Annotated in this window: 25 protein-coding genes; 7 read left to right on the top strand and 18 right to left on the bottom strand. The window is 71.8% G+C overall.

Going from position 1 to position 24,555, the window contains the following annotated elements; all coding sequences use genetic code 11:
* Positions 1-8: 8 nt before the first annotated feature.
* From AW270_RS02335 to AW270_RS02320, 4 genes are all read right to left on the bottom strand, one after another.
* A complete protein-coding gene (locus AW270_RS02335) occupies positions 9-1,034 on the bottom strand; it encodes a DUF4037 domain-containing protein (RefSeq protein ID WP_061290186.1) in 1,026 nt (341 codons plus the stop codon).
* Between the two features lie 44 nt (positions 1,035-1,078).
* Positions 1,079-1,993 (bottom strand): GNAT family N-acetyltransferase, encoded by a 915-nt coding sequence (locus AW270_RS02330; RefSeq protein ID WP_061289983.1) that lies wholly within the window; start codon positions 1,991-1,993, stop codon positions 1,079-1,081.
* Positions 1,990-3,414 carry an adenylosuccinate lyase gene (gene purB / locus AW270_RS02325; protein WP_061289980.1) on the bottom strand — a complete coding sequence of 475 codons (1,425 nt, stop codon included), beginning with the start codon at positions 3,412-3,414 and terminating at the stop codon, positions 1,990-1,992. The genes AW270_RS02330 and purB overlap by 4 nt, the downstream gene beginning before the upstream one ends.
* A gap of 77 nt (positions 3,415-3,491) precedes the next feature.
* Positions 3,492-6,692 carry an efflux RND transporter permease subunit gene (locus tag AW270_RS02320; RefSeq protein ID WP_061289977.1) on the bottom strand — a complete coding sequence of 1,067 codons (3,201 nt, stop codon included), beginning with the start codon at positions 6,690-6,692 and terminating at the stop codon, positions 3,492-3,494.
* Between the two features lie 174 nt (positions 6,693-6,866).
* Between AW270_RS02320 and AW270_RS02315 the strand changes: the two genes are divergently transcribed.
* Both AW270_RS02315 and AW270_RS02310 read left to right on the top strand, forming a co-directional pair.
* Entirely contained in the window at positions 6,867-7,409 is a 543-nt protein-coding gene (locus AW270_RS02315) for a MarR family winged helix-turn-helix transcriptional regulator (protein ID WP_245674536.1), read from the top strand.
* Positions 7,378-8,151 (top strand): SDR family NAD(P)-dependent oxidoreductase, encoded by a 774-nt coding sequence (locus AW270_RS02310; RefSeq protein ID WP_061289974.1) that lies wholly within the window; start codon positions 7,378-7,380, stop codon positions 8,149-8,151. The genes AW270_RS02315 and AW270_RS02310 overlap by 32 nt, the downstream gene beginning before the upstream one ends.
* A gap of 162 nt (positions 8,152-8,313) precedes the next feature.
* Here AW270_RS02310 and AW270_RS02305 read toward each other — a convergent pair whose 3' ends face one another.
* The 3 genes from AW270_RS02305 to AW270_RS02295 all read right to left on the bottom strand — a co-directional run bounded on the left by AW270_RS02305 (position 8,314) and on the right by AW270_RS02295 (position 10,940).
* A complete protein-coding gene (locus AW270_RS02305; protein ID WP_061290184.1) occupies positions 8,314-8,787 on the bottom strand; it encodes a pyridoxamine 5'-phosphate oxidase family protein in 474 nt (157 codons plus the stop codon).
* Between the two features lie 541 nt (positions 8,788-9,328).
* Entirely contained in the window at positions 9,329-10,165 is an 837-nt protein-coding gene (locus AW270_RS40955) for a GNAT family N-acetyltransferase (RefSeq protein ID WP_061289971.1), read from the bottom strand.
* 79 nt (positions 10,166-10,244) lie between these two features.
* The gene (locus AW270_RS02295; RefSeq protein ID WP_061289968.1) at positions 10,245-10,940 is read right to left on the bottom strand and encodes an alpha/beta hydrolase; all 696 of its coding nucleotides are present in this window, start codon (positions 10,938-10,940) and stop codon (positions 10,245-10,247) included.
* A 356-nt stretch (positions 10,941-11,296) separates the two neighbouring features.
* Here AW270_RS02295 and AW270_RS02290 point away from each other — a divergent pair, with 356 nt between their 5' ends.
* On the top strand, positions 11,297-11,659 hold the full coding sequence (locus AW270_RS02290) for a DUF1330 domain-containing protein (protein ID WP_061289964.1): 363 nt from the start codon (positions 11,297-11,299) through the stop codon (positions 11,657-11,659).
* 574 nt (positions 11,660-12,233) lie between these two features.
* Here the strand turns inward: AW270_RS02290 and AW270_RS02285 are convergent.
* On the bottom strand, positions 12,234-12,806 hold the full coding sequence (locus AW270_RS02285; RefSeq protein WP_061289961.1) for a TetR/AcrR family transcriptional regulator: 573 nt from the start codon (positions 12,804-12,806) through the stop codon (positions 12,234-12,236).
* Positions 12,807-12,865: 59 nt separating this feature from the next.
* Complete coding sequence (locus tag AW270_RS02280; protein WP_061289959.1) at positions 12,866-13,504, bottom strand: TetR/AcrR family transcriptional regulator; 639 nt, start codon at positions 13,502-13,504, stop codon at positions 12,866-12,868.
* 36 nt (positions 13,505-13,540) lie between these two features.
* Between AW270_RS02280 and AW270_RS02275 the strand changes: the two genes are divergently transcribed.
* Entirely contained in the window at positions 13,541-14,155 is a 615-nt protein-coding gene (locus tag AW270_RS02275) for a class I SAM-dependent methyltransferase (protein WP_245674535.1), read from the top strand.
* The gene (locus AW270_RS02270) at positions 14,142-14,819 is read left to right on the top strand and encodes a class I SAM-dependent methyltransferase (RefSeq protein WP_061289953.1); all 678 of its coding nucleotides are present in this window, start codon (positions 14,142-14,144) and stop codon (positions 14,817-14,819) included. The genes AW270_RS02275 and AW270_RS02270 overlap by 14 nt, the downstream gene beginning before the upstream one ends.
* Positions 14,820-14,831: 12 nt before the next feature.
* Here the strand turns inward: AW270_RS02270 and AW270_RS02265 are convergent, their stop codons facing one another.
* Positions 14,832-15,587: an alpha/beta fold hydrolase gene (locus tag AW270_RS02265; protein ID WP_061289950.1), complete on the bottom strand. Its 756-nt coding sequence runs from the start codon at positions 15,585-15,587 to the stop codon at positions 14,832-14,834.
* Positions 15,588-15,733: 146 nt separating this feature from the next.
* The gene (locus tag AW270_RS02260; RefSeq protein WP_061289947.1) at positions 15,734-16,702 is read right to left on the bottom strand and encodes a helix-turn-helix transcriptional regulator; all 969 of its coding nucleotides are present in this window, start codon (positions 16,700-16,702) and stop codon (positions 15,734-15,736) included.
* A 56-nt stretch (positions 16,703-16,758) separates the two neighbouring features.
* Between AW270_RS02260 and AW270_RS02255 the strand changes: the two genes are divergently transcribed.
* Together AW270_RS02255 and AW270_RS02250 are read left to right on the top strand one after the other, a co-directional pair.
* Complete coding sequence (locus AW270_RS02255) at positions 16,759-17,517, top strand: DeoR/GlpR family DNA-binding transcription regulator (RefSeq protein ID WP_061289944.1); 759 nt, start codon at positions 16,759-16,761, stop codon at positions 17,515-17,517.
* 68 nt (positions 17,518-17,585) lie between these two features.
* Entirely contained in the window at positions 17,586-18,794 is a 1,209-nt protein-coding gene (locus AW270_RS02250) for an MFS transporter (RefSeq protein ID WP_061289941.1), read from the top strand.
* Here the strand turns inward: AW270_RS02250 and AW270_RS02245 are convergent.
* From AW270_RS02245 to AW270_RS02215, 7 genes are read right to left on the bottom strand one after another with little or no spacing between them, the layout of a single operon-like run.
* Positions 18,727-19,449, bottom strand: coding sequence for a sulfite exporter TauE/SafE family protein (locus AW270_RS02245; protein WP_061290182.1), 723 nt, complete (start codon positions 19,447-19,449; stop codon positions 18,727-18,729). The genes AW270_RS02250 and AW270_RS02245 overlap by 68 nt on opposite strands.
* Positions 19,450-19,497: 48 nt before the next feature.
* Positions 19,498-20,343, bottom strand: coding sequence for a DUF2268 domain-containing putative Zn-dependent protease (locus tag AW270_RS02240; RefSeq protein WP_061289938.1), 846 nt, complete (start codon positions 20,341-20,343; stop codon positions 19,498-19,500).
* A gap of 34 nt (positions 20,344-20,377) precedes the next feature.
* Positions 20,378-21,484 (bottom strand): zinc-binding dehydrogenase, encoded by a 1,107-nt coding sequence (locus AW270_RS02235; RefSeq protein WP_061289935.1) that lies wholly within the window; start codon positions 21,482-21,484, stop codon positions 20,378-20,380.
* Positions 21,481-21,921: an acyl-CoA thioesterase gene (locus AW270_RS02230; RefSeq protein ID WP_245674534.1), complete on the bottom strand. Its 441-nt coding sequence runs from the start codon at positions 21,919-21,921 to the stop codon at positions 21,481-21,483. The genes AW270_RS02235 and AW270_RS02230 overlap by 4 nt, the downstream gene beginning before the upstream one ends.
* 1 nt (position 21,922) lies before the next feature.
* The gene (locus AW270_RS02225; protein ID WP_061289932.1) at positions 21,923-23,062 is read right to left on the bottom strand and encodes an acyl-CoA dehydrogenase family protein; all 1,140 of its coding nucleotides are present in this window, start codon (positions 23,060-23,062) and stop codon (positions 21,923-21,925) included.
* Between the two features lie 24 nt (positions 23,063-23,086).
* The gene (locus AW270_RS02220) at positions 23,087-23,683 is read right to left on the bottom strand and encodes a TetR/AcrR family transcriptional regulator (protein ID WP_061289929.1); all 597 of its coding nucleotides are present in this window, start codon (positions 23,681-23,683) and stop codon (positions 23,087-23,089) included.
* Between the two features lie 25 nt (positions 23,684-23,708).
* Positions 23,709-24,398: a hypothetical protein gene (locus tag AW270_RS02215; protein WP_061290178.1), complete on the bottom strand. Its 690-nt coding sequence runs from the start codon at positions 24,396-24,398 to the stop codon at positions 23,709-23,711.
* Positions 24,399-24,555: the final 157 nt, after the last annotated feature.

Genomic DNA, 24,555 nt, shown 5'->3' with positions numbered 1-24,555 from the left:
ACAGGGGGTCAGCGGACGGCGGCGGCGACGTTGCGGGCCCGGCGGGGGTGGGTGAGGGCGTCGGTGTTGTCGGCGACCTGGTCGACGGTGCCGACGAGGTCCAGGCGGGCGACGGCGGGGTCAGTGACGGCGTCCATGAGGGCGCGGGCGTAGCGGTGGCCGCCGATGACCTGGAAGGGCCGCTCATGGTAGGGGCGCAGGCACGGCTGGAGCGGTTCGGTGAGCGCGAGCCGGTTGTGGAGGGCGGCGACGCGCAGGTAGGCGGCCGACAGGTGGCGTTCGCGGCCCTGCCAGGTCGACTCCCGCAGCGCGCCGGTGAGGGCGTCGCCGAGTTCGGCCGAACCCGACAGCCGGTGGAAGGCGCTGCCGAGCCATTTGGTGTACGGCGGGTAGCGCCGCCGCATCAGCAGCGTCAGCCGCATCAGGTCGCGGGCGATGCGCCCGGTGGCCAGGACCGACCCCAGGTCGTCGCCGACCTCCCCGGCGCGTCCGGGGAAGCTCTCCTCCTGGGCGATGCGGGTCCACTGGCAGGCCAGGACGTACCGCCACACGTCGGCGGGATACCAGCGCAGGCGGCTGCGGGCGGGGCCGAGTTCGCCCAGGCCGTCGTGGAAGACGTCGCCGCCGGTGAACTCGGCCAGCCGCTGCCACGGCACGGCCAGCCAGTCGTCGACGCTGATCGGGCCACGCGGGTCGAAGCCGAGCTGCTGTCTGGCCCACGGGGTGAACTCGGTGACGGTCACGCCGGGGCGTACCGGATGGACGTCGGAGCCGAACGCGGTCGCGAAACCGCCGTATTCGGCGGGCAGCCGGCTCCACACCCGGTCGCGGATCTCCTCGGCGCGCCCGCACGGCACGAAGATCAGCGCGCGGGGGCCCCAGTCGTGGTCGGCCGAGCGGGCGGTGTCGAAACCGAGGACCTCCGAGCCGGGGCCGATGAGGGCGGAACTATGGGGAACGTCGCCCAGGAGCGGCCGCAGCACATCGTGGTAGTAGGCGCGGGACAGCTCCAGGCCGGGAACGAAAGCGGACATCATTCCCTCACTGTGCATCGTGCGGACGCCGCGCTCACCTGGTTTTATGCGTCGGGTACCCTTGACGCCGCCACGAGCCTGCGCGTGTACCCCAGCCGCCGGTAAACCGCTAGCGCGGCGGCGTTGACGTCGTCCACCATGAGCGAGACCCGGCCGTGCCGCGCCAGCAACGCCCCGGTCAGGAACCGGCAGATCACCCCCGCCAGCCCGCTCCCCCGCGCCTCGGGCAGCGTCGCGACCCCGCCGATGAACCCGACCGCCGGCGCCGACCAGGCGTCCGCGCCGACGGTGACCAGACGGCCCGCGGCGTCCCGGATCCCGGCCCATCGGCTGATGCCGGGCATCCCGGGCCGCGCGTAGGCGTCGGGGTTGGCGACGGCGAGCACCCGCGCCACCTCCTCCCCGGCCCCGGGGTCCAGCAGCCAGGCCGCCTCGGGGGCCGACGGCCGCCGCGGATCCACGGACCCGGGTCCCGTCGGCGACGAACACGAGCCTGCCGCTGCCCCCACCAGCAGCGGGGCCGGACCGGACGGACACCGCCGGTCCCCGGCGGCCCCGCTCTCGTGTCCGGCCCCGCGATACGGCGGGGACGGGGAAGCCGCGCCGGGCCGCACCGTGCCGGGGTCCACCGTCATCCAGGTGAAGTTCCCGGCCGGGCCGAGGTCGCCCGGCATCCGCTCCACCAGCCGGTGGATCACCTCCCGGTCGCCGAACGGCCGGTAGCCGGTCCCCATCTCCCGCCACACCTGGCGGACCAGCGCCGCCAGCGACGGGTCGCCCGCCCTCCCCCACACCGCCAGCCGGTCGTGTTTGGACACCTGGGGGCAGGCCACCACCACGGCCTCCCCCAGCGTCCACGCCCGCGCTCCCCCGCGGGGCAGGCGCTGGGCGGTCCACACCAGCAGGTCGTCCCCGCCGGTGGCGGACACGACCTCCTCCAGGTGGCGCAGTTCTCTCACAGAATGGCGCCGGGCGCGTACCGGGCCGCGTCCGGATACCGGGAGGTGATCTCGCCCACCCGGGACACCACGGCGGCGACCTGGTCGGCGGCCGCGCCGGTAAAGGACACCCGGTCGGCCAGCAGCGCGTCGAGGTCCTGGCGTGACAGCGGGAAGCGGGGGTCGGCGCCCAGCCGGTCGAGCAGGGTGTTGCCGCCGCCGTCCTGGCGCATCGCCAGCGCCGCCGCGACCGCGTGTTCCTTGATCAGCTCGTGGCCGGCCTCGCGGCCCAGACCGGCTTTGACGGCGGCCATGAGCATCTTGGTCGTGCCGAGGAAGGGCAGGTAGCGGTCGAGTTCGGCCTCGATGACGGCGGGGAAGGCGCCGAACTCGTCCAGGACCGTCAGCATCGTCTCGACCAGGCCGTCGAAGGCGAAGAACGCGTCGGGCAGGGCGACCCGGCGCACGACCGAGCAGGACACGTCGCCCTCGTTCCACTGGTCGCCGGCCAGCTCGCCGGCCATGGAGGCGTAGCCGCGCAGGATCACCGTCAGGCCGTTGACGCGCTCGCAGGAGCGGGTGTTCATCTTGTGGGGCATGGCCGAGGAGCCGACCTGTCCCTCCTGGAAGCCCTCGGTGACCAGTTCGTGGCCCGCCATGAGGCGGATCGTCTTGGCCAGCGACGACGGCGCGGCCGCCAGCTGCACCAGGGTGGTGAGGACGTCGTAGTCGAGGGAGCGCGGGTAGACCTGGCCGACGCTGGTGAAGCGGCGCGCGAACCCCAGGTGGGCGGCGACGCGGTCCTCCAGGTCGGCGAGGCGGTCGGCGCCGAGCAGGTCGAGCATGTCCTGGGCGGTCCCGACCGGGCCCTTGACGCCGCGCAGCGGATAGCGGGCGATCAGATCCTCGAGGCGTTCGAAGGCGGTGGTGAGCTCGTCGGCGGCGGTGGCGAACCGCTTGCCCAGCGTGGTGGCCTGCGCGGCGACGTTGTGGGAACGGCCGGCCATCACGGTCGCCGAGTGCTCGGCGGCCAGGCGGGCCAGGCGGGCCAGCAGCGCCACCACGCGGGAGCGGACCAGCTCCAGGCTGTCGCGGACCTGGAGCTGCTCGACGTTCTCGGTCAGGTCACGCGAGGTCATGCCCTTGTGGACGTGTTCGTGCCCGGCCAGCGCGTTGAACTCCTCGATGCGGGCCTTCACGTCGTGGCGGGTGACGCGCTCACGCGCCGCGATCGACGGCAGGTCGACGGTGTCGGCCGCCTTCTCGTAAGCCGTGATCACCTCGGCCGGGACCGGGATCCCGAGATCGGCCTGGGCCTTGAGCACGGCCACCCACAGCCGCCGCTCCAGAACGACCTTGTGGTCGGGAGACCACAGGCGGGCCAGAGCGGGCGAGGCGTAGCGGGTGGCCAGGACGTTGGGGATGCGCGGCTTGTCGGTCACGTTCCCGAAGCTTATCGAAACCGCGCATCCCCCCACGTGACCCGGGGTCTCCCAGGTCTCCCAGGTCTCCCCCGCGTCTAGCGGGTCGGGGCCAGGGCCTCCTCGTCGTAGACCTCGATGTGGCGTTCGTGCTTGGGCGTGCGGGTGAAGCGCTCCTTGACCCGCTCCACCATCACGTACAGCGTCGGCACCAGGACCAGCGTCAGCAGCGTGGAGGAGACCAGGCCGCCGATCACCACGATCGCCAGCGCCTGGGAGATGAACCCGCCCGAGCCGGTCAGCCCGACCGCCATCGGGGTGAGCGCGCCGATGGTGGCCAGCGCCGTCATCAGGATCGGCCGCACCCGTCGGCGGCCGCCCTCCATGACCGCCTCGACGATGCCCATGCCCTGCTCGCGGTACTGGTTGATCAGGTCGATCAGCACGATCGCGTTGGTCACCACGATGCCGATCAGCATCAGCATGCCGATCAGCGCCGGCACGCCCAGCGCCGTGTCGGTGATCAGCAGCAGGCCGACGGCGCCGGTCGCGGCGAACGGGATCGACACCAGCAGGATCAGCGGCTGGACGAAGCTGGAGAACGTCGCCACCATGATCATGAAGACGATCGCGATGGCCAGCAGCATCGCCAGCCCCAGGTCGGCGAACGCGTCGGCCTGGTCGGCCGAGGCGCCGCCCACCGTCGCCGTCACCCCCGCCGGCAGCTTCAGCGTGTCGAGCCTGGCGGTGACGTCGGTGGTGACCGCGCCCAGGTTGGAGGCGTCGGCGTCACCCGAGACGGTCGCCGTCCGCTCCCCGTCCAGGCGGCTGATCTGCGTCGGGCCGGCCTCCTTGACGACCTCGGCCACCTCCGACAGCTTCACCGTGCCGGCCGCCGTCGGCAGCTCCAGATCCCTGACCGCCGCCACGTCCTCCGGCGCGTCACCGGTCCGCAGCACGATGTCGGCGGCCCGGCCGTCGATGTCGATCGACCCCACCGGCGCGCCCCGGAAGGCCGTGGCCACCTGCTGGCCGATGCCCGCCTCGGTCAGGCCGCGCTCGGCGGCCTCCTGCCGGTCGACGTGGACCTCGATCCGCTCACCGCTGTCGGCCAGGTTGGAGGACACGTCCCGCAGCCCCGGCACGTCGGCCAGCGCCTGCGTGACCGTCGCCGAGGCCGCGCGCAGCTGGTCGACGTCGGGGCCCTGCAGCAGCACCTGCAGCTGGTTGGACGACAACCCGCCGCCGCCCTGCCCGCCGCCCACGGTGATCTCCCCCACGCCCGCGCCGAGCGCCGCCAGCTTGGCGCGCAGGCCGTCCTGCAGCGCGGTCGCGTCGACGTCCTCGTCCAGCGTCACCGAGTACGAGGCACGGTCGGCGCTGCCGCCCGCGCCGCCCATGAACTGGTTGCCGCCGCCGACGTTCACCTGGTAGGACGCCACGCCCGGCTCGTCGGCGATGACCTGCTCGACCTTGCGGGCCGCCGCGTCGGTCACCTCCAGGTTGGTGCCCACCGGCATCCGCTGGGTGACGTTGATGCTGTTCATCCCGGCCGAGTCGAGGAAGTTGGTCTTCAGGTTCCCCGCCAGCGCCATCGTCCCCGCGAAGATCACCAGGCCGATCGCCAGGGTGATCCAGCGGCGCTGCGTCGCGAACCGCAGCACCGGCAGATAGGCGCGCTGCAACGGCGAGCGCAGCTCCTTGGCCTCGGCCTCCTCACGGACCCGCCGCGCCTCCTCCGGCGACAGCGCCGGCGCCTTCAGGAACCAGTAGGCCAGCACCGGGATCACCGTCAGCGACACCAGCAGCGAGGCCAGCAGCGCCACCGTGACCGTCACCGCGAAAGGCGAGAACAACTGGCCCACCATGCCGCCCACGAACGCGATCGGCGCGAACACCGCCACCGTCGTCAGCGTCGAGGCCGTCACCGCGCCCGCCACCTCGCCGACCGCGCCCAGGATCGCCTGCCGCTTCGGCTCGCCGTAGCCCAGATGGCGCTTGATGTTCTCCAGGACCACGATCGAGTCGTCGACCACCCGGCCCACCGCGATCGTCATCGCGCCCAGCGTCAGGATGTTCAGCGAGTAGTCGCCCACCCACAGCGCGATCAGCGCGATCACCACCGACAGCGGGATCGACACCGCCGTCACCACCGTCGACCGGATCGACAGCAGGAAGATCAGAATGATGATCACGGCGAACGTCAGGCCCAGCAGGCCCTCGGTCGTCAGGTCGTGGATCGACCGCTCCACGAACGGCGCCTGGTCGAACACCACCGTCAGGGCCGTGCCCGCGCCCAGCGTGGTCGTCAGCTCCGGGATCAGGTCACGCACCGCGTGGGAGATCGCCACCGCGTTCCCGTCGGGCTTCATCGTGATCGACACGCCCAGGCTCGGTTTGCCGTCGGTGCGGGTCAGCGTCGAGGCGGTGGCGTCGACGACCTCGATGTCGGCCACCGACCCCAGCGTCACCGGCTTGGGCGGCGCCGGCGGCTTCACCGCCGCGACCGGCCGGCCCGGGATCTGCGGCTGCTGCGCCTGCGGCTGGACCGCCGGGGCGGCCGGCGGCGTCAGGTAGAGGTTCTTCAGGTCCTCCACCGTCGCCACCCGGTCACCGATCTGGACGGTCAGGTTCACCCCGTCCTCGGTCACCGACCCCGCCGGGATCGCCACGCCGTTGGCGCGCAGCACCTCGGGGATCGCCGCCGGCGACAGCCCCTTCTCGGCCATCTCCGCCGTGTCGGGCGTGATCGTCACCTGCTTGCCGCGGGCGCCGGTGACCTCCGCCTCCCGCACCCCCTCGATCCCCTGCAGCGACGGCAGCGCCGCCGACTCCAGCCGGTCGAGCAGCGTCGCCTCGTCGCCGCCGGAGGCGGCCAGCACCACGACCGGGATGTCGTCGGTGCTGCCCGCGATCACCTGCGGGTCGACCGTGGAGGGCAGCTGCGCCTGGATCCGCGAGATCGCCTGCTGCATCTGCCCGATGGCCTCGTCGATGTCGGTGCCGAACTCGAACGCCACCTGGATCTGGGCCATGCCCTCCCGGGAGGTCGAGCTGACCTGCGTCACCCCGGCGATACCCTGGAAGCTGCTCTCGATCGGCTTGACGACCTGGTCTTCCACGATGTCCGGCGCCGCACCGGCATACGGCGCCACGACGAACGCCCCCGGGAACTCCAGCGACGGGAACAGCTGCTGCTTCAGCGAGGGGATGGCGAAGGCGCCGAAAGCGCTGGCCACCACCGCAATCATGATCACAAGAGTGCGGTTGGCGAGGCTCAGCCTGGCCAGGAAGGTCATGGCGCGAGGGCTCCTTGACAGATGAGGGCCGGAAGATTAGTGCGGCTCACCCTAACACTTCGCCTCGCACGAATATTTAATGCGGCATGACGTTCCTGATAACCTTCTCAGGTTTGCGACAGCGCCCCGAACGCCCCAGTGAAGCCACCAGCGAATGCAAAGCGAATACAACAGGTGAACACCCCGGTGGAAGACGGCCCGAACCGCCCTGACGAACGCGACCAGCTCATCGACTGGATCGCCGACACCCAGCGCGGCCTCGGCCGCCTGTTCGCCCGCGACCGCACCCTCCCCCTGCTCGCCACCACCCTCACCATGCAGCAGCTCAAGGTCATCGTCGCCCTGTCCTTCCACGAATCGGCCTCCGGCCAGGAACTCGCCCGCGAACTCGGCATCGGCCTGGGCACCCTCACCGGCATCGTCGACCGCCTCGTCGCCCACGGCCTGCTCACCCGCCGCGAAGACCCCGCCGACCGCCGCGTCCGCCGCCTCACCCTCACCACCCAGGGCCGCACCCTCACCGACGAGATGCTCGACGCCGGCACCGCCAACTGGCGCCACCTCCTCACCCGCCTGGACACCGACACCCTGCGCGACCTCCAGCGCGTCATGACCCGCATCAGCGACATCATCACCGAAGAAATCGCAGAGGAAATCGGATCATCCGACGATAGGATTGCTGGCCATGAACGATGCGGCCGCCCCCTACCTCACTGACCTGTTCGGCCTCCACGGCCGCACCGCCCTCATCACCGGCGGAAGCAGCGGCATCGGCCACGCCATCGCCCAGGCCCTCGGCCGCGCCGGCGCCCACATCACCATCGCCGCCCGCCGCCAATACGACCTCGACCAAGCCCTCACCCGCCTGCGCGGCCACGGCGTCACCGCCACCGCCATCAGCGCCGACATGGCCGACCCCGACGACGTCACCCGCCTCATCGACACCGTCCCCGACGTCGACATCCTCGTCACCAGCGCCGCCAACAACATCCGCCACCCCATGGGCGACCTCAGCGCCGACGACTACGACCAGACCATCGCCGTCAACCTCACCGCCCCCTACCGCCTCGGCCAGCACCACGGCCCCCGCATGGCCCGCCGCGGCTGGGGACGCATCATCAACATCGGCTCCCAGCAGAGCCACCGCGCCTTCGGCAACAGCGGCGCCTACGGCGTCAGCAAAGCCGCCATCGCCGGCCTGTCCCGCTCACAGGCCGAAGCCTGGAGCCGCAGCGGCGTCACCGCCAACACGATCATCCCCGGCTTCGTCCTGACCCCCCTCACCCAGATCGCCCAATCGATCCCCGGCCGCGTCGAAGCCCTCGCCGCCCGCACCGCCATCGGCCGCAACGGCCACCCCGAAGACTTCGCCGGCGCCGCCGTCTGGCTCGCCTCCAACGCCGCCACCTACGTCACCGGCCAGATGATCTGCGTCGACGGCGGCTTCTCCATCACCTGACATCCGTCCCGTGTGATGCGGACGCGACCGGCCGGCGCCCACGACGAGCCGCACCGGAGACGGCGGGCGGGGCCGGCCACGCAAAAGCCGTGACGGAAGCAGAAAACACCCGTACCCATCGGCCGCCCGCCGGAGGGGGAAGAGCGGGCGGCCGATGGGGCCCTAACGGCGCCGGACCACACTCACCCCACGGCCCGGAGCCCAGCTCTCGATCACCAGCATCGCCTCCTCCACCCGCGTGATCACCGCACCCTCGATGTCCACCCGGAACAGATGAGACTCCCCCGCCTCCCCGCCCACCACGGCCTTCACCACCTCGGCGTCGGTCACCTCCACCGCACGCCCCCACAGCTTCGCCTCACCCGGCCACGTGCCCGACCCCTCCACCCCCGGATCGGTCGTCGGCCCATGCACCGCCACCCGGCCATCACGCAGCAGATCGGCCGCCTTCACCGCCTTGGCCATCGACCCCAGCCACAGCTCCCCCTGCTTGAACTGGGTCTCCGTGCCGCTGATCCGCGGCGAGCCGTCCCGGCGCAGCGTCGCCATCGTCTTGTGCTTGCCCGCCTCGAACAGCCGCAGGAAGCGCGCTGCGAACTCGGGGGCGTCGTTCTCGATCTCCTGCCACGTGGCCATGCCCGCCATGGTGCACCCCGCCACCGACAAAATCGGCTTCCTCGTCGTTGCGGGGTTGAAAATGCCTGAAGTTTTTTTTCTCTTAACTCAACGGCTTTACAAAGTAAGTTAGAGGCCGAAGTGTCACCGGGGATTGCCGCCGAGCATGGTCTCGAACCATCGATGCCCACCGCCCCGTGATGCAGGCGCGCCCGTCGTCCTCCATGCAGCGGTGTCGTGCCGGGCAAGGGCCGGGCTCCCCCACTTGGGGCGGCCCTGTCGACCACGGCTGGCCGTTTCTCACCGGGCCGGATTCGGGCTGCACGAAGAGCTGTCCGGCCGGGCAAGTCCGCCGGGACCTGCTCCGCGACGCGTGCAGGGCGGCCGCGCGGTGATCAAGCTGAGAGTCGTCTCAAGGGGGCCTTCTTCGAACGCCGGTTCTGAGCCCACTTCCCTGAAAGCTGTCGCAGACCGGGCCGCGCCGAGATCTGCTCCCGCTTTCCAGGATGGGCGGGACGGATCCGCGCGGGTGCGTGAGCTACGGCTCACTGAACTTGCGGTGTCAGGGCACCACGATTCGGTAGTCCGCGACGGGGCGGTATCCGATGCGCCGGTAGACGCCGTTGCTCGTCGGGTTGGCGAGGTCGGTGAACAGGAGTACGTGTTCCGCACCGGCTTCGCGGGCTGCTCGGGACACGGCCGCGGTGACGGCGGAGCCGTAGCCCCGGCCACGGTGTTCGGGGAGCGTGTAGACGGGGGTGAGGCGAGCCACGCCCACCACCACGGACGTCATGGCGGCCATGGCCACGGGTTCGTCCTCGACCGTCCACAACCGCCAGCCGCCCCGGCTCATCCGCTCGTCGATGAAAGCGTCGAGATCCGCTCCGAGCGAGCCGGCTTCCGCGACGAAACGGGTGCACCAGCCGTGGAGAAGAGCCCGGTCATCATCGGTCGCCGTCCGCGGCGCCCCAGCGACGTCAGGGGACACGAGCCGGCCAAGACGATGGAGGCGCAGGCGCGGTCCGTTCTTCGGCGCGGCGCCGGTGGTCGTCCGCCACGCTCGGGAGAAGGCACGGGCCGATGAGTCGTCGGCCAGGAGCTGGGTGAACGGCCGGGTTTGGGCGGCCAGGAGTCCGGCCAGGTGCGATGCCGCGGCAGGGGAAAGGCGGCTGGCGGTCAGCAGGTGCGGTGGCATCCACACGAACGCGGCCGTCGTCGCTGTCGCATCCGGTTCCCGCCACCAGCCCAGCATCTTGGGCGGAGGTTCACCCGCGGACCGCGGATGCTCGATCGTGTCGAGTCCGGACAGCAGCATGGTGTGCAGGTCGGGACGTGCGGCGAGAAAAGGTCCCGCCTCGGAGCGGAACACTTCGGGCTTGTCGGTGATGAACCAGGTCACGAGATCGCATCTCCCCGATCGCCGTGGACGCGGCTGGCGGGCGGTAGGGGCGCCGGGATCACGCTCCGGCTGGACTGCCTCAGGGCAGGGTGAGTTCCTGCCTGATGAGCTGGGCGAGTGCGGAGGGCTGCGACAGGAAGGGCGAGTGGGAGCTGTTCAGCCGCAGCGTCCTGTCGGCGCGCTTCGCGAAGAGTTCCTGGACGAAGGGCGGGATGGCGCCGTCGGCTTCGCAGATGATGTACGTGCTCGGAATCGTCTGCCAGGCGACCGCGGTCAGCTCCTGGGTGGTGGCGGCGTAGGACTGGTAACCCAGGGCTGCCGCCGCCTTCTCGGCGACGTCCCTGTCCACGTCGCCGTAGAACACCTCGACCGGGTTCGCGACGGTCAGGTAGTCGCCGGCGCCCTCCTGCCGGTGGAACTCCCACCACAGGGGCGGGTCGCCGCCCGCGCTCGACAGCAGGGACTCCCCCGCGCCGAGCTGGAACGCGGCGAGGTAGACGATGCTCTTGACGTTGGGCGCGTCAGTGAGCGCCTGTGTGGCGGGGACGCCGCCGTAGGAGTGGGCGACGACGACCACGGGCCCGCCGATCGCCTCGACGGCGGCCCTGATGGCGGCCGCGTCGGAGTACATGTCGCCCAGCGCCTGGGGATCGTCGCCACACGAGGTGAGGGCCACGGTATGGACATCGATGCCGGGCAGGTCGTCGATGAGGAGTTGCAGGTGCTCGGGCCTGTGCCACGCTCCGGGGACCAGCAACAGCGACGGCAGGGTCATGCGAACCTCTTGGGGGCAGGTGGTGCGTCGGGCCTGATGTGCGGGCCCATCATGCAGACCGCCGCCTCACGGCGTCTACGTGATAGATGTCACTCATAATCTATGAGACCCAGGAGATCATCCCCCTCCTCGGCTGCGGGCGGCGCGACTTGGTCGGACTGTCCGCCCGACCGCATTCGGTGACGGCCGCGAGGTCCACACAACCCGCGCAGTGTCGACGAATGCCTCGATGAGGCACCCACCCTTATTTGGATCACGGCTGACAGTTGAGTTGTGCGAATCGCCGCCATCTGGTTTAGATTGCACTCGTAATCTAAACGTCTACCCCTGCTCAGCCGCCTCGAAAGGAACCTCCGATGAGCACCTACCTGATCAACCATCTCCGCATCCCCGGCGACGTCCCGAACGAGCAGGGACTGTCTTATCTGGAGCAGGTCGAGGCGACCGTCCAGCCGTTCGGCGGGAAGTGGCTGGCCAACGGAGCAGCCGACACGGTCGAGGGTGCGTGGCCGGGTCTGGTCGTGCTGATGGAGTTCCCCGACCGGGCCGCCGCCGAGGCCTGGTACCGCTCGCCCGAGTACCAGGCGATCCTGCCGCTGCGCGTGCGCAACGCGATCTCGGACATCGTCCTGATCGACAGCCTGCCCTCGGGCTACACCGTGAAGGGGTTCGCCCAGGAAGTACGTGCCGCGGTCGCGGCGGCCACCGCCTCCGAGTGACGTCGTCATCCCCCACCCGAATTGGCCAGCTGAATGGCCGGGGGACTGGAGACGCAACGGCCCTGCCCTCCTGCGGTCAGGGCCGTTGCGCGTGAGGGACTTGGCTTCACGTCATCGGTCTCGGGAACACATACTCGTCCTGCCGGGCACAGCCTGACGGCTGCACTCCGTCCAATGCGGGGAACCCGAACGGCGCATCACATCGCCAAGGACGAACGCTGCCAGAGCTTTCAGGGCGGATATGGGATCGGGTTCATGCCGGACGCCGTTGCGGATAGCGAGGGCGTAGCTGAAAGCTCCCAGGGAAGCCGGAGGCGATCGACACGGTCGACGGAGGCGTGCTCACTGGCATGGGTGCGGCGTTCGTGGCGGACGACCGCGCAAAGGGTGACGCGCAAAGGGTGCTGTCGTGAGTGGCGAACACGATGGCTGTGCCGAGCTTTTCGTTGGCGGCGCGGAATGCGTCGAAGACCTGCTCGGCTATGGCTGAGGCGAGTTCACCGGTGGGCTCGTCAGCTCGTGACGATCAGGCCCGAACCGAGTAAACCTTTCCGCTCATAGACACCGACGTTGCCTACTCGTCTTCCGGTTGACCGCTGTCGACAGCCCTCACCGCTGCCCCATACGCCGCCTGCAGGATCTGCTCCGACAACGGCGTCCCTGCGGTGGCACGGGCCAGAAGTATGCCGCCGACGAGCGTGGCATAAGCAGCCAAACCGGCGTCACCAGGTGCGATCCACGCCGCGAGTTCCTGGACCCCCGTGGCATAGGTCTCCCGATGCTCGGGCTCACGCGCGATGTCGCCCGCGAAACCGGCGGCCGGGCAACCGGTGCCGGGGTTGTCGCGATGTTCGACGGAGAAGTAGGACTCCAGCAGCGACTGCCACGCCGCCTGATGCTCCCCGGCCTCGTCGTCCAGGGCCACGAGGTCGTGCAGGTTGTCCGCGAAGGCCTTGGCGGCGGCCTCGTCGACGAGAGCGTCTTTGGAGGCGAACTGCTTGTAGAAGCCGCCTTGCGTCAGTCCGATCGACTTCATCACCTCCGCCACGCCGACCTTGGCCACACCGTTCTCACGGAACAGCCGAGAGGCCGCGGCCACCACTCGCTCTCGGTTGACCTTCGCTTCCGCTTGCGAGACGCGACTCATCCATCACCCTCCGTCATGGCTTCACACCGACCATCCCGAGTTTAGATTACGCCTGACGTCTATCGCGGTGCGGCGCAGAGCTGGGCGGTCAAGGTGGCGAGGGCCCACTCCTCCCAGCTCTCCGGTGACCAGCCTCGGTCCTGGACGAAGAGCAGGTACAGCTGCGGGCTGAGCAGGCCGAACAGCAGATCGGCCGCCGTCACGACGGAGACGCCGGTCCGGACGTCGGGCTTGCCGGCCAGCGCCTGGGCCGCCGCGTGCTGCACGGTGTAACGCGGGTCGGGACCCTCCGGCCACTGCGCGGCGATCTGCGGGTCGGTGGCCGCGGCGGCCGCGATCAGCGGCATGATCGGGGCCACCCGGCCCAGGATCTCGCGGGTGCCGCGCACGTGCGCGCGCAACTGCTCGGCCGCGCTGGGGGCGGCGCACGCGGCCTGGAACCACTCGCGATCCATGGTCGCCACCGGCTCGGTGTCGCCCGCGATGGACGTGTCGACGACGTCCTTGAACAGCGTGCGCTTGTTGCCGAAGACGAAATAGACGGTCTGCACGGCCACGCCCGCCCGGTCGGCGACCTCCTGCAGGCTCGTCGCGCCGTAGCCCTGCGCGAGGAACAGCTCCCGCGCCGCCTCGACGATCTTCTCGCGGGTGCGGCGTGACCGCTCGGCCCGTTTGTCCGGCCGCTTGACGACGTTCATGAAAAGAGTCTATCTCTAGAGTTCAACTCTAAAAACGTGAAGGAGGAGGCAATGGAGCAGGAGGAGGCCGTCCGGCGCGCGCTGGAGGACTACTACCGCGCCGGCAAGCCGCCCTGGGACACCGGCGTCACACCGCCCGAACTGGTCGCCCTCGTGGAGCCGCCCGGCCGCGCCCTGGAACTCGGCTGCGGCACCGGGACCAACGCCGTCTACCTGGCCCGGCACGGCTGGGAGGTCGTGGCCGTCGACCTGATCGGCGAGGCGGTCGAGCAGGCCAGGGCCAAGGCCGCCGCCTCGGGAGCGGCGGTGCGGCTGCTGCGCGGAGACGCCACGCGCCTCGACGAGCTGGACGCGCCCGGACCCTACGACCTGTTCTTCGACCTGAGCTGTTACTGCGGGATCCCCCCGCACCGCCGCGACGCCTACGCCGCCGGGCTCACCCGCCGCGCCGCTCCCGGCGCCCGGCTGCTCATGTTCGGGTACGGCCCCGAGGCGTTCGACGACCCCATATCCGGCGTCACCGCCGACGAGCTGCGCGCCAGATTCACCGGCTGGGACCTGGCCGACGTCACACCGGGCACGAACCCCGTGCCCACCTTCTGGTTCACCCTGCGCCGACACCCGGAGGAGAGCGCCCGTGACCCCCGATGAACGCTGGCTCGCCGCGACATGGCCGTTCGTCCGCGAGCACCTGCCGTCCCCACCGGCGCCGATACTGGAGATCGGCTGCGGGCCGCTCGGCGGATTCGTCCCCCGCCTGCGGGCCCACGGCTACGCCGCGGTGGGCATCGACCCCCAGGCCCCGCCGGGGCCCGGATACCACCAGACGGTGTTCGAGCAGTACACGCCGGCCGAACCGGTGGCCGGGGTCATCGCCTGCACGTCGCTGCACCACGTCACCGGCCTCGACGACGTCCTGGACCGCATGGCCGCGGCCGTGACGCCGGGCGGGGTCGCGGTGGTCGTGGAGTGGGCGCGGGAACGCTTCGACGACGCCACCGCGCAGTGGTGCTTCGCCCGCCTGCCGGCCGGTGGCGACGGCTGGCTCCATCGGCACCGCGACGCCTGGCAGGCGTCGGGCCGACCCTGGGACGACTACACCCAGATCTGGAGCCAGGACGACCACCTGCACACCGGCCAGGACATCATGCGGGGACTGAGAGCCCGGTTCGACACCTGCCTGGCAGAGGAGGGCCCCTACTTCTTCTGCGACCTGCCCGGCGTCACCGCCGCCGACGAGCAGGCCGCCATCGACTCCGGCGACATCCAGGCCAACGGCATCCGCTACGTCGGCCGCAAACCGGTCACCCCATGACCACGGCCGGCGCTACCCCCGGCCGAGCCACTCCAGCAGCAGCTTCGCCACCTCGCCGGGCCGCTCGATCGCGGGCAGGTGCCCCGCCCAGCCGAGCTCCACCAGCTCCGCCGACGCCAGCCCGGCCGCGATCACCCGCGCCGACTCCCGGAAGTACGGCAGGTCGTGCGCCCCCGCCACCACGACCGACGGCGCCGTGATCACCGGCAGGTCGATCGGCAGGTGCCCCGCCTCCGGCTCGGGGTCGGCGGCGAGCTGGAGCTCGAACGCGTGCCGCTGCATGTCCCCCAGCCAGGCCCGCTCCCGCTCCCCCGCATCGGGCCCCAGCCAGGTCGCCACATTCAGCCGGACGGCCCCCTCGACGTCCCCCGCCTCGATGAACGCCCCCTCGGCCTCGGCGAAGGCCCGCAGCTCCGGCGTGGCCGGCAGATCCATCCCGGCGTTCAGCAGCACCAGCCGCCCGACCAGGTCGGCGCGGGCGGTGGCCAGCTCCAGCGCGATCCGCCCGCCGTGGGAGGCCCCCACGACGGCGGCCCCGCCGACGCCCAGCGCGTCGAGCACATCGGCCACGTCCGAGGCATCGGTGTACGGCTTGTCGGCCGCCCACGGGCTGCGCCCGAACCCGCGGAAGTCCAGCCGCACCACCCGGAACCGCGCCGTCAGCGCCGCCATCAGCGGGTCCCACATCCGCGCGTCCGCGACGCCCGCGTGCAACAACACCACAGGAGCGCCGGAACCGGACTCCTCGAACCACACACCCAACGACATGACCTCTCTCGGAGAACGAAGGAGGGGCGCTCCAGCCCCCGTGGCAGAGCGCCCCTCATCCATGGTCACCAGCCGCCTCTCGATGAGGCAACTGGTTTAGCCCGTGCTGAAAGCTGTCCCGGCCCAGCGGCTTTACAAAGTAAGATTCACTGGTACATCGCCGCCATCCGGTGCGCCGACTCGGCCATCATCGCGCGCAGGTCCGGCGGGCCCAGCACCTCGATCAGCGCGCCCATCCGCAGCAGCGTCCACCGCGCGCCGTTGAGCCCCTCCACCGGGATCTCCAGCACCACCCACCCGGGCCGCTCCGGGTCCTCGGCGGCCTCGGCCAGCGCGGGCGCCGCCCGCTCCTCCCCGATCGTGTACCTCAGCAGCCCCTCGCCGCCGGGGGCCAGCCGGATCCGGGCCGTCCCGGTGTACAGGCGCTCGGCGAACTCGGCCGCGAACTTCTCCCAGAAGCTCGGCAGGTCGAACTCCGCCCGCTCGAACCGGCCGGGCAGTTCGGCCACCGACAGGATCCGGGCCACCCGGTAGGTCCGCATCGACCCGTCGCACTCGGCCGCCAGGTACCAGGACCCGCCCTTGAGCACGAGCCCGTAGGGCGCGACGTCCCGGCACACGTCGGCGGGACCCCACCGCCGGTAGGTCAGCCGCAGCGGCCGCTGCTCCCACACCGCCGAGGCCACCTCGGCCAGGAACGGCACGTCCTCCGCCCCCCGGTGCCACCCCGGGACGTCGAGCAGGAACCGCTCCCGCATCCGCGCCGCCTGCGAGCGCGGCCCCGGCGGGAGCGCGGCCAGCAGTTTGAGCTCGGCCGCGGCGGCCACCTCGGCCAGCCCCAGTTCGGCGGCCGGCCCGGGGAGACCGGTCAGGAACAGCGAGGACGCCTCGGCCTCGGTCAGCCCGTTGAGCCGGGTGCGGTAGCCGTCGAGCAGCTGGTATCCCCCGGCGGGCCCCCGGTCGGCGTAGATCGGCACCCCGGCGGAGGCCAGCGCGTCCATGTCGCGGTAGACGGTCCGGATCGACACCTCCAGCTCGGCGGACATCTCCGCCGCCGTCATCCGTCCCCGGGTCTGCAGGAGCAGGAGGAGGGAGAGCAACCGGCTGGCACGCATACGCCCCAGTCTCCCCCATATTGCTCATCGAACATGGTTCGTGTTCAAATGAACACATGGAAAGTGCCGACAGGCTCAACGCGATCATGAACACGCTCCGGACCGCCGACAGCGTCACGGTGACCGAACTGGCCGGCCACTACGGCGTGTCCGAGATGACGATCCGCCGCGACCTCGACGAGCTCGCCCAGCAGGGCGTCGTCCGGCGGGTCAGGGGCGGCGCGCTCAGCCTGCTGCTGCGGGGCGAGGAGCCGCCCTACGGCGTCCGCGAACGTGAGGCCGTCGACGCCAAGAAACGCATCGCGCAGGCCGTCGCCGCCTTACTGGCCGACGGGGAGGCGGTCGTCTTCGACGGTGGCTCGACCCTGCTGGAGGTGGCCAGGGCGGTCCACGACCGCCGGCTGACCGTGCTGCCCCTGGCACTGCGGTGCGCCGACGAGCTGGCCACCGCGCCGCGCGTGAAGCTCGTCGTCCCCGGCGGCGAGGTCAGGCCGGTCGAGCTCAACTTCGTCGGCCCCCTCACCGAGGCCTCCCTGAAGGCGCTGCGGTTCGACACGGCGGTCATCGGCTGCTGCGGCCTGTCGGCCAAACACGGCGTCACCGCCCACGACCTGGAGGACGTCGCGGTCAAGCAGGCCGCCATCGCCTCCGCCCGCCGCGTCATCGTCGCCTGCGACTCCGGCAAGTTCACCCGCACGGCCTTCGGCGCCGTCTGCTTCTACACCGGGATCGACGTCGTCGTCACCGACACCGGCATCCCCCCGGACGAGAAGGACGCCCTCACCGGAGCGGGCGTCACCGTCGTCACGGCCTGACACGACCCGGTGCCCCCGACGGCGCGGGCGCCCGCCACGAAACCACCGCCTGAAAGCAGAGCCCCTCCATGCTGTTGCGCGCCCGCCTGGCCGTCTACGGGCTGTTCCTCATCTCCGGTGTCGCCCTGGGCACCTGGACCTCCCGTATCCCCGCCATCAAATCCGACCTCCACCTCAGCGACGGCGAGCTGAGCCTGGCCCTGCTGGGCATCGCCGCCGGCGCGATCGCCGGGATGCAGGCCGTCGGCCGTCTGGTCGACCGGTACGGCTCCCGCCGCGTCATGATCCCCTTCGCGCTGCTGCAGGGGCCGGTGCTGGTCCTGCCCGCCTTCTCGCCGGGCCTGGCCGGGCTGGCGGCGGCGCTGCTGGTGTTCGGCGTCGTGCACGGCGTGCTGGACGTGTCGATGAACGCCAACGCGGTCATCGTCGAACGCCACTACGCCCGCCCGATCATGTCCTCCTTCCACGCCGTCTTCTCCGTCGGCGGGTTCCTCGGAGCCTCGACCGGCGGCCTGTTCGCCCACCTCGGCGCCAGTGTGGCGCTGACGTTCGGCACGGTCGGCGCGCTCATCCTGCTCGTCTCCGTCGCCTGCGCCCGGATGGCGCTGCCCGACGAGCTCGACCTGTCCCGCGCCCCGGCGCAGGGCGCCCCCGGCAAGACCGGCAACGCGATGGCCGGATGGGTGCTGTTCCTGGGCGTGCTGGCCTTCTGCTGCCTGGTCGGCGAGGGGTCGATGGCCGACTGGAGCTCGGTCTACCTGGTGGAGGACCTGCTGTCGGACGAGAGCGTCGGCGCGGCCGGATACGCCGCCTTCTCGATCATGATGACCGCCGGTCGGTTCGCCGGCGACCGGCTCGCCGCCTGGCTCGGCCCGGTCACCCTCGTCCGCTGCTGCGGCGCGCTGGCCGGGACCGGGCTGCTGGTGGCGCTGCTCGTCGGCCACCCGGTGGCGGCCATCGCCGGGTTCGGCCTCTTCGGCGCCGGGCTGTCGTGCATCATCCCGCAGGTGTTCTCCGCCGCCGGGCACCGCGACCCGGCCACCAGCGGCCGGGCGCTGGCCCGGGTCGCCAGTCTCGGGTACGCCGGGCTGCTCGCCGGTCCCGTCCTGATCGGCGGCCTGGCCGAGCTGATCACGCTGCCGTTCGCGCTGGCCGTCCCGGCGGTGATGGCGCTGTTCGTCGCGCTCGCGGCGGGGGCGCTGCGGCCCGTCACGCCATCAGGTCCCAGCCCAGCCGCAGTACCAGCGCCGACACCACGGTCAGCAGAACGACCCTGACGAACCCGGCGCCCCGCTTGAGCGCCATCCGCGCGCCGAGCTGGGCGCCGGCGATGTTGGCCACGCCCATCGCCAGCCCCAGCCCCCACACCACGTGCCCCTGCGCGGCGAACACCGCGATGGCCCCGAGGTTGGTCCCCATGTTGATGATCTTCGCGGTGCCGGAGGCGCGGACGAAGTCCATCCCGACGATCAAGGTGAACGCGATGATGAGGAAGGTGCCGGTGCCGGGCCCGAGCAGCCCGTCGTAGAAGGCGACCACCCCGCCCGCCGCCAGCACGGCGGCCACCGTCCGGGCCCGGGTCCGCCGTTCCGGGTGGGCCGCGACGCCGAAGGAGGGGCGCAGCGCCACGAACCCCGCCACCCCGACCAGCACCACGATGATCAGCGGTTTGAGGAAGGCGGGGTCGAGCAGCGCCGCCAGCAGCGCGCCGCAGGCCGAGCTCACCACCGCCGCCACCCCGGCGGGGACGGCGATCCCACGGTCGACGCCGGTCCTGCGGGCGTAGGTCCAGGCGGCGCTGGACGTGCCGAGGACGGAGGCGCTCTTGTTGGTGGCCAGGGCCTCGACCGGGGTGAGCCCGGCCAGCAGCAGCGCGGGCAGTTGCAGCAGCCCGCCGCCGCCGACCACGGCGTCGACCCACCCGGCCGCCATGGCGGCCACCAGCAACAATGCGATTTGTCCCCCGGTCACGGCCGACGACTATAGCCCCGCGTTCGCGATGATCGCCGCGCTGGGCAGGGCGGTCGACTGCGCCGCGGTCAGGCCGGTCGCCTTCAGGTGGGCCTCGACGATCCTGCGCCCGACCGGGTATCCGGCCATCGCCGGCAGCCCGGCCGGGGTGGCGCCGAACCGGGCCGCGGCCTCGTCGCCCAGGACGTAGGGGGAGAAGTTCTGCATCCCGGTCAGCGGCAGCTTCTCCACGATCGTCGTGTACGCCTCCTCGGAGACCGGGGCCGTCCAGTAGCCGGGCACCCCGCCCAGTTCGGCCACGAACGCGTCGGCCAGCCCCTCGGAGACGATCTGCTCCCCGAGCTGGACGGTCGGCGGGTCCCAGACCACGTTGGCGTAGCGGACGTTGTGGTGGAACTCGTGCACCGCGCAGTCGGCGATCCCGGCCAGGGTCTCCTCGGTCGGCCACATCGTCAGGTGGATCCAGCCGGGGATGCCGCCCATGCCCAGATAGCCGTGGCAGGTCTCCATCAGGTAGCGGTCGTCGGGGTCGCCCAGCACGAGCAGGACGTTCACGGTGTCGGCCGCCCTGATGCCCGGCACCGCCGCGACCTGGTGGTCCCAGGCGCGCAGCAGCGCGGCCTCCACGCGCGGGAGCACGCCGTCGAGCCGGTCGAGCGCGGCCGGGTAGCGGTCGTCGTCGCGGTCGACGCGGAAGCCCATGCCGTGCTGGTGGAAGTCGTTCAGCGGCATGGCGGCCAGCCACGGCATCGCCGCGACCATCGGCCCGAGCAGCTCCTCCACCCCGCGCTCGGCCAGCGGGGTGGCCAGGATCCGGCGCATCACCGCGACGGTGTCGATCACGTTGAGTCTCATGCCGCCGAACCTAGACACTCCCGTTACGTGAGGCTCAACGCAATATGACGACCTGCCGCACGGCCTCGCCGGAGCGCAGCCGGTCGAACCCCTCGTTCACCTGGTCGAGCCTCAGCCGGTCGGACAGCAGCCGGTCGACGGGCAGCAGCCCCGCCTCGTACATGCCGATGAACTTGGGCACGTCCCGGCGCGGCACGCACGACCCCAGGTAGCTGCCGCGCAGCGTCCGCTCCTCGGCGACCAGCGACAGCGCCGGGATCGTCAGCCCCGCGTGCGCGGAAGGCAGGCCGACGGTGACGGTGACGCCGCCCGGCGCGGTGGCCGCGTAGGCCTGCGCCAGCACCGCCGCCACCCCGGTCGTGTCGACGACCTTGACCGCTCCCCCGCCGGTCAGCTCCCTGACCCGCTCGACCGCGTCGTCCCCGCCCTGGACGACGTCGGAGGCCCCCAGCGCCAGCGCGAGGTCCCGTTTGCCCGCCACGACGTCGACCCCGATCAGCGTGGTCACCCCGGCCGCCCGCGCCGCCAGCAGCGCCGACAGGCCCACCCCGCCGAGGCCGAACACCGCCACGCTGTCGCGCGGGCCGGCCTCGGCGGCGTACAGGGCGGCCCCGGCCCCGGTCAGCACGGCGCACCCGAACAGCGCGGCCACCTCCCAGGGCAGGCCGGGCGGGATCTTCACCGCCGAGCGGGCCGACACCACGGCGTACTCGGAGAAGGCCGAGACCCCCAGATGGTGGAACACGCCGCCGAGCCGGTTGCCGCCGCCGAGCAGCGTCCCGGCCCGGTTGGCCTCTGCTCCCGGACCGCACAGCGCGGGCCGCCCTGCGGCGCAGGCCGGGCACGCCCCGCACGCCGGGACGAAGGTGAGCACCACGTGGTCGCCGGGCGCGAACCCCGCCGCCTCGGACGCCGCGACCACCCCGGCGGCCTCGTGCCCGAGCGCCATCGGCAGCGGCCGGGGACGGGAGCCGTCGATCACCGACAGGTCGGAGTGGCACAGCCCGGCGGCCTCGATCCGGACCAGCAGCTCCCCCTCACCCGGCGGGCCGAGCGTCAGCTCCCTGACCTCCAGCGGACGGCTCTCCCCGTACGGGAACGGCCTTCCCGACTCCACCAGCACGGCAGAACGGACCTTCACGCGACCACCAGCCTCTCCATCGCCGACCGCGCCGCGCCGGAGATCGGCGCGGGGCGGCGGGTGACCCGGTCGACGAACACGTGGGTGAACTCCCCCTCCGCCAGCAGCCGCGCGCCCTCGAACAGGCCCAGCTCATAGCGGACCGAGGAGGTGCCGAGCTTGCCGATCCGCAGCCCGACGCGGATGGTCGCCGGGTAGGCGGCCTCGGCGCGGTAGGAGCAGCGCGACTCCACGCACAGCCCGATCGAGGGGCTCCGCGCCGGGTCCAGGCCCGCCTCGGCGATCAGCCAGCGGTTGATCACCGAGTCCATCAGCTCGTAGTGGACGACGTTGTTCAGGTGGCCGTAGACGTCGTTGTCCCGCCAGCGGGTCGGCATCTCGTCCCAGTGCGCGTAGTCCACGTCGTCGTCCATGTCGTCGTCCATGTCGTCGTCCATGTCAGAGCCCCAGGTCCCGGCCGATGATCTCGCGCATGATCTCGCTCGACCCGGCCCAGATGCGGGTCACCCGCGCGTCGGCCCACGCCCGCGCGACCCGGTATTCACGCATGTAGCCATATCCGCCGAACAGCTGCACACACGCGTCCAGGACCCGGCCCTGCACCTCCGAGGACCACAGCTTGGCCTTGGCGGCGTCCACCGCCGTCAGCTCCCCGCCCGCGTGGGCGGCGACGCACTGGTCGACGTAGGCGCGGGTCACCTCCAGCTCGGTGACCAGGCCCGCGAGGGTGAACTTGTTGTACTGGAAGGACCCCACCGGCTGCCCGAACGCCCGCCGCTCCCTCACGTAGGCGAGCGTCTCCTCCAGGGCCGACCAGGCGTGGGCGAGGTTGGCCACGGCCGCGCCGAGCCGTTCCTGCGGCAGGCGCTCCATCATCGCGACGAACCCGCCGTCGACCTCGCCGATCACATTGCCGGAGGGGACGCGGACGTCGCGGAAGAACAGCTCGGCCGTGTCGGCCTCGTGCTGGCCCATCTTGTCGAGCTTGCGGCCGCGTTCGAACCCGGGCGTCCCGGCCTCGACGCCGAACAGCGTGACGCCCTTCTTGCCGGGGCCGGTCCGGGCCGCGACGATCACCAGCCCGGCCTGGATCCCGTTGGTGATGAAGGTCTTGGACCCGTCGAGCACCCAGTGGTCCCCGTCGGGCACGGCACTGGTCGTCAGCGCGCCCAGGTCCGAGCCGCCGCCGGGCTCGGTCATCCCGATCGCGGTCACCAGCTCGCCCGAGCAGAAGCCGGGCAGCCACCGCTTCTTCTGCTCGGCGGTGGTCAGGTCGACCAGGTAGGGGGCGACGATGTCGAAGTGGATGCCGAACCCCGAGGCCAGCGCCATGCCGTGGGCGGCCAGTTCCTCGTGCAGGACCGCGTTGAACCGGTAGTCGCCCGCCTCGGAGCCGCCGTACTCCTCCGGGATCTCCAGCCCGAGCAGGCCCTGGCTCCCGGCCGCGCGCCACACCTCGGGGCCGATGAGCCGCCGCTCGGCGAACGACTCGGCGCGGGGCTCGACCTCCCGGGTGACGAACTCCCGGACCGACGCCCGGAACGCCTCGTGATCCGCCGCATAGACCGTCCGCCGCATGACACCCTCCTGGTAAGCGATCGCTTAGCAGGGTAGCGCCCGCACCATCCGCAGGGCCAGATGGGCGTACAGCGCCCCGACGTCCTCGGGGGTGTCGGGACCGCCGGGCCGGTACCAGCGGGAGACGTCCACGCACATCGACACGACCGCCCGGGTGGTGCCGTCGACGTCGGCCACCTCGAACGCGCCCCGGGCGACCCCGGCCGCGACCTCCTCGCGGAACAGCGCGTCGACCCGGCGGCGCAGCTCGCGCACCTTCACCCAGTCCTCCGGGGCGAGCGCGCCGAGCTCGTTCTGGACGACCCGGCATCCGCGCTGGTGAGCGGCGTGGAAGCGGGCCAGGGCGTAGACCAGCGCCCGGAAGCGGGCCGCCGGCCCCTCCGCGTGGACGAGCGACCCGGCCACCACCTGGCAGGCCGCCTCGTGGACGATCAGCACGATCCGGGCCAGCAGCTCGGCCTTGGAGGGGAAGTGGACGTACATCGCCCCCGGGCTCAGCGAGGCCGCCGAGGCGATGTCGCGCGTCGAGGCGCCGCCGAAACCGCGCTCGGCGAACAGGTCGACCGCGCCCGCCACCAGGCGGCGCGCGGCCGGGGGTTCGACCGTGTCCCACAGGTCCATGACGAGCAGGGTACTAAGCAATCGCTCAGATCGCGTCGCCCGGATCGTCCTGCCCCGGGATCGGCGTCGGGCTGCCGCCCTGGCTCGGGCCGGGCGACGGCGACGGCTCGGTGGGCTCCGACTGCTCGGGCACCGGCGGCGGGGTCGGCACGAACACCGTCGGCGGCAGCGGCTGCGCCGGCTCCACCTCGCCGTCGCCCCGGAACAGGAACATCCACACCATGACCATGAGCAGCAGCACCAGCAGCGCCAGCGCCGCCGACGCCAGGGCCACCTGACGCGGCGTCGCGGTGGGCGGCGGAGCCGGCGGAGGCGGCGCGGGCAGGGCCGGGTTGCGGTCGCCCAGCCAGTAGGGCACGAAGTCAGGACCGAGCCGGTCACCGATCAGCATCCCCGACACCATGACCGGCTCAAGGAACTTCTCGGCCCCCGGGCCGCCCGGCACGAAAGGGGTCGCCGCCCACGGCGCCTCGCCGCCGTCCCACGCCACCACGAAAGGGGCGGCGTGACCCGCCCGGCGCACCCGCGACAGCAGGCCGCGCACGCCCGACCGGGCCGCCTCGGCCTCCCTGATGCCGGTCACGAACCGGTCCCTGGCCGCCGCGTCCAGCGCCGCGCCCCGCGTCAGCACGACCACCGAGACCGCCCGCCCGTCAGGCGCCTGCCCCAGGTAGACCAGCCCCGCCGGCGCCGACTGCAGGCGCGCCTGCAACACGAACGGACCCAGTCGGGGCGGGTCGCCATACTGGAGAGGAGTGGCCACACCCCATCAAAACACACAGGGTGTTTCCGGCGATCGCAACGGGCAGGGTGAGACCATGGTCTTTCCCGCCAAGTCACGATTGAATAACACGCATGATGGTTGCTGATGA

The organism is Herbidospora cretacea, from assembly GCF_001570605.1.
GTDB lineage: Bacteria > Actinomycetota > Actinomycetes > Streptosporangiales > Streptosporangiaceae > Herbidospora > Herbidospora cretacea.
This window is presented reverse-complemented; position numbering and strand designations above follow the sequence as displayed.